At 49.7% G+C, this 7,566-nt stretch carries 3 protein-coding genes; 2 read left to right on the top strand and 1 reads right to left on the bottom strand.

Going from position 1 to position 7,566, the window contains the following annotated elements; all coding sequences use genetic code 11:
• Positions 1 to 476: tRNA adenosine(34) deaminase TadA (tadA, locus tag ACRCZA_RS05605; RefSeq protein WP_438673482.1), on the top strand; the 476-nt coding region annotated here is incomplete at its 5' end.
• 569 nt (positions 477 to 1,045) lie between these two features.
• Here the strand turns inward: tadA and mltF are convergent.
• Entirely contained in the window at positions 1,046 to 2,476 is a 1,431-nt protein-coding gene (gene mltF, locus ACRCZA_RS05600; protein ID WP_438673481.1) for a membrane-bound lytic murein transglycosylase MltF, read from the bottom strand.
• A 278-nt stretch (positions 2,477 to 2,754) separates the two neighbouring features.
• On the opposite strand from mltF, the gene purL reads away from it, so the two are divergent.
• Entirely contained in the window at positions 2,755 to 6,636 is a 3,882-nt protein-coding gene (gene purL, locus ACRCZA_RS05595; RefSeq protein WP_438673483.1) for a phosphoribosylformylglycinamidine synthase, read from the top strand.
• The last annotated feature ends 930 nt before the right edge of the window (positions 6,637 to 7,566 follow it).

Raw genomic sequence — 7,566 nt, 5'->3', positions numbered from 1 at the left:
AGCACTGGATGCAAGTGGCTATGGCTCAAGCCGCTAAAGCGGAGGCGGCGGGGGAAGTGCCTGTCGGCGCGGTATTGGTCAAAGATGGTCGGCAAATTGCGCTGGGGTACAATCTCTCGATTAGCCAGCATGATCCCTGCGCCCATGCTGAAATCCTCTGTTTACGCGCCGCAGGGCAAGTCGTTGAAAATTATCGACTTATTGGTGCAACGCTGTATGTGACCTTAGAGCCTTGTGCGATGTGTGCGGGCGCTATGGTCCATAGCCGAATCGCCAGAGTGGTGTTTGGTGCTGCGGATGCGAAGACGGGCGCGGCCGGTTCTGTGGTCAATTTGTTGCAGCATCCAGCGTTTAATCATCAAGTTGAGGTGACATCGGGCGTGTTAGCGCAGGAGTGTGCTGATCAGTTGAGTCAGTTCTTTAAACGTCGCAGGCAAGAGAAAAAAGCCCTAAAATCCGCGCCCAAGCTAGGATAACGCTCGCGATCTCCGATTAATCCTGAGACTGGATAAATGTGAAGAATAATTTTTGACGATTGAGTATACGGCGATGACGCACTTTGAGTAGGGTGCGGCGGCGTGACGCATTGTTATGGCTCATTTTTCTTCTCATAATTTTTCCATTTTTGATTGTTATTTTCGGCTGAATGCTAAGTCGCTGTGATTGATGACCGTGTGCGATGACGGTGTGATGGTCGGTTGCCTTTATGGTTGGTGGCATCAATTGCCCACGAGTTAACTGATGACTATGTCGTCTCCTGCCATGTTAACCGCCGCCACGTTAATCGTTAAGGTTGCTGCAATGGGGGTTATCACAGTTAACCGACTATTACGTCATCCCTCGCTCAGTGCCATTGCGCAAGGGCAGTGCCCCCGTTTTCTTACTAAATTGTAACTCGATTGGTATAAGACACTAACAGTTGGGGAGGAGGGCGGCAATCCCTGCGTGTTTAACTGGTGTTTAAATAGACATTTCAACAGATTGTTCTAGATGCTGTCGGCTCAAGCTGCTGATGTTATCCTCAAAATGTCGGCCTACACGCCATTTACTTGGGCTGCGATGGGCTAAGTGGCAGAGGAGGAAGGATAACCGCGGCTTCATCTTGGAGCTCGCTCGGCGCCTCATCAGGCATTTTTGATTGATTATCCACCCACACTAACGTGTCGTAATAGCGGCGAATACTATCGACATAATGCACGGCTTCACTGCCTCTGGCGTAACCGTAGCGCGTTTTTTGGTAGTACTTACGTTTTTGCAACAGCGGCAGTACCTTCTTTAAATCCCGCCAAGCATTGGGGTTGAGTTCCATTGATTGGGCAAGCTTACGTGCGTCCTCTAAATGGGCATAGCCAATATTGTAGGACGCGAGTGCAAACCACATGCGTTCAGTTTCGGGGACTGATTCGGGGAGACGTTTTATCATGTCACGCAGATAGGCTGCGCCGCCGCGAATGCTTTGTTCAGGATCTAAGCGATTGGTAATGCCGATTTCTTTGGCCGTAGGTTCGGTTAACATCATCATGCCTCGCACCCCCGTGGGAGAGCGGGCGTTGGGATTCCAATGGGATTCTTGATAACTGGTGGCAGCCAATTTGCGCCAGTCGAGATCCGTCCCCGCGTGGGTTTCAAATAATGGCCGATAACGTGGTAGCACGGTTTCGATGGCTCGCAGGAAGGCACGAGTGTCGATATAGTCAAAACGTTTAACGTGGCCAAAGTACTTTTCGTTGAGATGTTCAAGGGTGCCTACAAGCCGTTCTTGATGCCAAAACGCCAATAATTGACTCATTAACCCATCGCTGTCGTTGGCGGGGAGTAGCCACACCACATTTTGCCTCTCTTCAAGCACTAAGCCTGAGCGCAGCTCGGGCATATAACGGCGATTAATTTGCAGGCTGCTGGAGTCGACAATCGTATAGTCAATTTCTTTGTTGGCGATCATCGCGAGCAATTCATCGCTGTCTTTATCGGTGACTTGCTCCCAAGCGAGGCTAGGATAACGCTTTTGCAGTTGGGTTAAGGTTTCAACAAAAGATGACTCCGCCATCACGGTAATTTTGCCTTTTAACTGGCTGATATCCTTAGGTATTGGTTTGCCTTCGCGGTATACCAATATTTGATTAACATGATATAGCGGCGGCCCTAGGCGAAATTGCTCACGGCGGGCTGGGGTATCGGTTATTCCGGCCGCGATAATATCAATCTCGTTTCTTCTTAGGGCGTCAAACAACTCTGCTCTATTGGTGAAGGGTTGAATTTTTAATGGCACATCAAGGTATTCGGCAAACAAGACGGCCATATCATAGTCAAATCCGCTATTGCCTTGGCCCGAGGTCATAAAGATTTGTGGGCCGTAGAGGGTCCCCACGCGCAATTCGGTGATTTTTTTTGGCGGGATTTCGCTTTCGTCCACAGCGGCTTGCTGACAGGCCGTCAGGACAAAGACACTCAACATCACCCACAAAAATCGAATCATTAGATATGCTTTATTAATAAAATACAGTTAGATAGAAGTTGACTGGCCAGTGGAATAACAAGGATAACCGCGCTGCGGATGCTGGGATTATATCCGTTTGTCTGCCATTGTGAAAAAAAATCGTACAATGGCCAACGCGCAGCACTTAGCTCGCTGGCTTTTTATATCACAGGAAACAGTGTTTTGCGTAAGGTCACAGGTGATTTGTGACGGACATTTCCCTATAATAGCGCCACCTCTGACCCCTGCAATAATAAATAATAAGGTGAATAGACGTGATGGAGATCATCCGCGGAGCCCCTGCACTCTCGACGTTTAGGGTGCAAAAGCTGATGGAGGCCTGCGACAATGCGGCGCTTCCGGTACGCCAAATCTATGCTGAGTATATCCATTTAGCGGATTTGAGCGAGTCGCTCGATAACAATGAACGCGAGCAACTTGAAAAAATTCTCACCTATGGACCTGCAATAGAAGCCCATATCCCCCAAGGTTCACTCCTGTTTGTTACACCTCGCCCCGGCACCATTTCTCCTTGGTCTTCAAAAGCTACTGATATTGCCCATAATTGTGGCCTTGGAAAAGTGAAGCGTTTGGAGCGCGGTATTGCCTACTATGTCGAGGCCGATGCGTTGACCGCCGCGCAGCAACATGCGCTGAAGGCGCTGCTGCATGACCGCATGGTTGAAATCGTACTCGATGATTTTGCCAACGCCGATGTGTTATTTAAGCGCACTGAGCCTGCGCCCTTTAAGAGCGTTAACGTGCTGGCCGAAGGTCGCCGCGCTTTAGAAGTGGCGAACGTGGAGATGGGCTTGGCACTTGCCGAAGATGAAATAGACTATTTAGTTGAAAACTTCGTGCGTTTAGGGCGTAACCCGAACGACATCGAGCTGATGATGTTTGCTCAGGCAAACTCTGAGCACTGCCGCCACAAGATTTTTAATGCAGATTGGACCATTGATGGCAAAACTCAGCCTAAATCTCTGTTCAAGATGATTAAAAACACCTTTGAAGCCACGCCAGAGCATGTGTTATCGGCCTATAAAGATAACGCCGCCGTCATGGAAGGCTCAGTCGCGGGGCGTTTCTTCCCCGATCAAAATGGGGTTTATAGCTATCACACTGAGCCGATGCACGTTTTGATGAAAGTGGAAACCCACAACCATCCAACAGCCATCAGCCCATACCCAGGCGCTGCCACCGGTTCCGGCGGTGAGATCCGTGATGAGGGCGCGACGGGCCGCGGCTCTAAACCTAAGGCGGGCTTAACCGGCTTTACGGTATCGAATTTACACATCCCGGGCTTTGTTCAACCATGGGAAGGCAACTACGGTAAGCCTGACCGCATTGTGAGCGCGCTGGACATTATGACCGAAGGCCCCTTAGGCGGCGCGGCATTTAATAACGAATTTGGCCGTCCTGCACTAGTCGGCTACTTCCGCACCTATGAGCAGGAAGTTTCAAGTCATAATGGCGTCGAAGTGCGTGGTTATCACAAACCCATTATGTTAGCCGGTGGTTTAGGTAATATCCGTGAAGAGCATGTGCAAAAGGGTGAGATCACCGTTGGCGCTAAGCTCATTGTACTCGGTGGACCGGCGATGAACATTGGTCTTGGCGGCGGCGCGGCCTCCTCTATGGCCTCGGGTCAATCGAGTGAAGACTTGGATTTTGCTTCGGTTCAGCGGGAAAACCCTGAAATGGAGCGCCGCTGTCAAGAGGTCATTGACCGCTGCTGGCAGTTGGGTGATAAAAATCCTATTCAATTTATTCACGATGTGGGCGCAGGTGGGTTATCAAATGCCTTCCCTGAGCTGGTCAGTGATGCGGGCCGTGGCGGGATTTTTAATCTGCGTAATGTGCCCTCAGATGAGCCGGGCATGAGCCCCTTGGAGATCTGGTGTAACGAGTCTCAGGAGCGCTATGTGTTATCGGTGGCAGCTGAAGATTTGCCGCTATTTACCGCGATTTGTGAGCGTGAGCGCGCGCCTTTTGCCGTGGTGGGTGAAGCAACGGCTGAACAACATTTGACCCTTGCCGACAGCCATTTTGATAACAATCCCATCGATTTACCCCTTGAAGTGTTATTAGGTAAAGCGCCGAAGATGAGCCGCAATGTGGTATCGGCTAAAGCCGTTTCACCCGCGCTGGCACAGGATAAGATTGAGGTAAAAGAAGCGGTTAAGCGCGTTCTGAGTCTGCCCACTGTGGCCGATAAAACCTTCTTGATCACCATTGGCGATCGCTCAGTCACCGGCTTAGTTAACCGCGATCAGCTCGTTGGCCCATGGCAAGTGCCTGTGGCCGACTGTGCGGTGACGGCGGCAAGTTTTGACACCTATGCCGGTGAAGCGATGTCCATGGGCGAGCGTACGCCTCTGGCGTTACTCGATTTTGGCGCCTCAGCGCGGATGGCCGTGGCCGAATCGATAATGAATATCGCAGGGGCTGATATTGGCTCATTCAAGCGGATTAAATTATCGGCTAACTGGATGTCTGCAGCCGGTCACCCAGGGGAAGATGCAGGCCTCTATGAAGCGGTCAAAGCGGTGGGTGAAGAATTGTGCCCTGAGCTGAATTTAACGATTCCCGTTGGCAAAGACTCAATGTCGATGAAAACGGCCTGGCAACAAGAGGGGACGAATAAAACCGTGACCTCACCCATGTCATTGATCATTACCGCTTTTGGTGTGGTACAAGACATTCGTAAGACAGTGACGCCAGAACTGCGCCGCGATAAAGGTGACACCTCGTTACTGTTAGTGGATTTAGGTAACGGCCAACATCGCCTTGGTGGTTCTTGCTTAGCCCAAGTCTTTGGTGAGCTAGGTGATGTTGCGCCGGATCTTGATAATGCGGCCCTGTTGCGTGGTTTCTTTGAGACGATGCAAGACTTAGTGGCCAAGCAGTCAGTGATCGCTTATCACGATCGCAGTGATGGCGGTTTATTTACCACCTTAGTGGAAATGGCGTTTGCGGGTAATACCGGTTTAGCTATCGATATTGAAGATCTACAGGGCACAGATTTAGAGCGCTTATTTAATGAAGAACTCGGTGCTGTATTGCAGGTTAGCCTTGATAATGCGGCCAAGATTGCAGCTCAATTTGCCATGGCGGGTGTGCCGTGCCATGTGATTGGCACCTTGGCTGACGATCAACGCATTACCATTTGCGACGGCGGGCGTGAGATCTTCAGTGATACCCGTATCGCCCTGCGGACGTTGTGGTCAGAAACCACTTATCGGATGCAGGCACTGCGGGATAATCCGGCCTGCGCGCTGGAGGAGTTCAAACTTAAGCAAGATGAAACCGATCTGGGCCTAACCGTTGATTTACGCTTTGACCCCAGTGTGGATGTTGCCGCGCCTTATATTTTGAAAGGCGCTGCACCTAAGATGGCGATTTTGCGTGAGCAAGGCGTCAACTCCCACGTGGAAATGGCCGCCGCCTTTGATCGCGCAGGCTTTGAAAGCCGCGACGTGCACATGTCGGACATTTTAGCTGGCCGGATAAGCCTTGAGGAGTTCCACGGTCTGGTGGCCTGTGGAGGCTTCTCTTACGGTGACGTGCTCGGTGCCGGTGAAGGGTGGGCAAAATCGATTCTGTTTAACGAACGTGCTCGCGATGAGTTTTCACGGTTCTTTGAGCGTGACTCAAGCTTTGCCCTTGGGGTGTGTAACGGCTGTCAGATGTTGTCGAATCTGAAGGAGATTATTCCCGGTAGCGCCCATTGGCCACGGTTTGTGCGTAACCGTTCTGAGCGGTTCGAGGCACGCTTTAGCTTAGTGGAAGTGCAACAAAGCCCATCGCTATTCTTCCAAGGCATGGCTGGTTCACGGATGCCGATTGCCGTATCCCACGGTGAAGGTTTGGCGGAGTTTGCCAGTGCACAAGCCCTCGCGCTAGCGGAGGCCTCTGGCACAGTTGCGCTGCGCTTTGTGAATGGCAGAGGAGAAATCGCGACTCAGTATCCACAAAACCCCAACGGCTCGCCTAATGGCTTAACGGGCATTTGTACGACGGATGGCCGAGTGACCTTGATGATGCCTCATCCTGAGCGGGTATTTAGAACTGTCGCGAACTCTTGGCATCCCGATGCTTGGGGTGAAGATAGTCCGTGGATGCGGATGTTCCGTAATGCGCGGGTCAGCTTAGGCTAAGGGGCTTACTTGCCTGTTAGCCCGTGTTGGGCGTGGGCAGGCTTAAGTCAAAAAGTGAAAAGTATCGGCTGTAGACTGTGGTCATCAGTCATTAAAAAGGAGCGAATGGTTCGCTCCTTTTTTTATTGGGCAAGGATATTTTTTAGTAAAAACATTATTTTTCATATTGTTATAAGTAATTCCCGCGTTCATTTTGTGCCTACTCAGTAAAATATTCCATTAAATCGATAATTACCTCTTAATTGGTAGAAATCTCAGTCGCGTCGATATTATCCCGGGTAAGCCGAGGGGGCATCTTGAGGCTGCTTTGGCATGCTATAAAAGAAAAAGCCCCTATCTCAAGGAGATAGGGGCTCGTTTTGCGCTAACAAAACTTCAAGTTAAATCAGAATCGATGTTCGGTAAATATTGAACAATTACAGCTCGCGAGCGGTATAAAGTTCAACAAAAACACGCTTGTAGCTGTTAACCAGACGTTCAAATAAGTTTGTCATTTCTCTCTCCACACTAAAGTTTAAGCAATATGCGCGAAGTTGGGCTTGCCTGGGGCGCTTCACCAGTGCTTGTAAACCGTCTCCTTAACACAGTGCATATTTTAAGCAGCTCGAGCTGGGATATCAAACGAGAAAAACTTGCGACAAGGATTACTAAATCTAATGAATTTAACTTAAATCAATCCTTTGCTCTTTATTATTAAATGGTAAGGCATTGATTTTTAATGGTTGTAAATTTGTTTCACGGTTAGCTTTAGGCTTTGTGTGTTAGTGAAATTATTGTTTGTTTTTGTTAGTTTGTCATTTTTAGCTGCTTTAGTCGTTATTTTATTTGAAATCGTTAAAAGTGTACGTTTTCATTCTGGCTTGCTGATTCCCTATACTGTTTTTGCGCAGCTGTCAATCCCAAGGTGAGGTGAAGTGTGTACTCCTCCGC

This window comes from Shewanella sp. (genome assembly GCF_051658185.1).
Lineage (GTDB): Bacteria > Pseudomonadota > Gammaproteobacteria > Enterobacterales > Shewanellaceae > Shewanella.
This window is presented reverse-complemented; position numbering and strand designations above follow the sequence as displayed.

Bases quoted from the DNA above. Each gene is read 5' to 3' on its own strand.
- purL (WP_438673483.1), top strand. From the start codon at position 2,755: ATGGAGATCATCCGCGGAGCCCCTGCACTCTCGACGTTTAGGGTGCAA.
- mltF (WP_438673481.1), bottom strand. From the start codon at position 2,476: ATGATTCGATTTTTGTGGGTGATGTTGAGTGTCTTTGTCCTGACGGCC.